This window comes from Pseudoalteromonas simplex (assembly GCF_015278155.1).
GTDB classification, from domain to species: domain Bacteria; phylum Pseudomonadota; class Gammaproteobacteria; order Enterobacterales; family Alteromonadaceae; genus Pseudoalteromonas; species Pseudoalteromonas simplex.
In genome coordinates this window covers 1-694 of record NZ_JADILN010000031.1, presented here as the reverse complement: position 1 = coordinate 694, position 694 = coordinate 1, and the positions used below count along the sequence as shown (strand labels likewise).

Sequence of the window (694 nt, the reverse complement as noted above, 5' to 3'; positions counted from 1 at the left end):
AAGCTTTGGGAGGCAGCGGTAGCGCATGGCTTTGATTGCAGTAAGGGACGTGTGCAGAGACTATTACAAAGCGTTGGCTATCGTTCAAAATCAGGTAAGAGACGCTATACAAGTCGCGCGAAGAAAGAAGGTACAATCAAAGCGAGTAATTTATTACGACGCCAGTTTAATGTTGATACAGCAAATACCGTGTGGGTATCAGATATCACACAAGTACGCTGTAAAGATGGTTGGCAGTATTTATGCGTCATCCTTGATTTGTATTCTCGTAAGGTTGTTGGCTGGGTAACAAGCCGGATAAACAACGCCRAGTTAGTTATTAAAACCCTGAGAAAAGCATGGTCWGCACGCAAACCTGATGGTTCGAACTTGCTCTTTCATTCAGACCAAGGAGCTCAGTATGTCGCAAAGGAAACAGTGAAGTGGTTAACTAATAGAGGTGTCACAGTGAGTATGTCTAGAAAAGGYAACTGCTGGGATAATGCGTGCTCAGAAAGCTTTTTCGCGCAGTATAAAAAGGAGTGGATAAAGAATTTAAATGAACTGAGTCGTAGTGAAATGACAACACAAACGTATTTTTATATTGAAAAATACTACAACTCAGTAAGAAGGCATGGCACCCTAGGGTATAAAAGTCCCATGCAGTACGAACAAGTTAATTAAACCCCGTGTCTACTTTATCGGGGTCAGATCA

General features: G+C 42.0%; 1 protein-coding gene. It reads left to right on the top strand.

Going from position 1 to position 694, the window contains the following annotated elements:
* Nucleotides 1–663 (top strand): IS3 family transposase (locus tag IRQ78_RS20395; RefSeq protein ID WP_194442980.1); only part of this gene is annotated, 663 nt, incomplete at its 5' end.
* Nucleotides 664–694 lie beyond the last annotated feature (31 nt).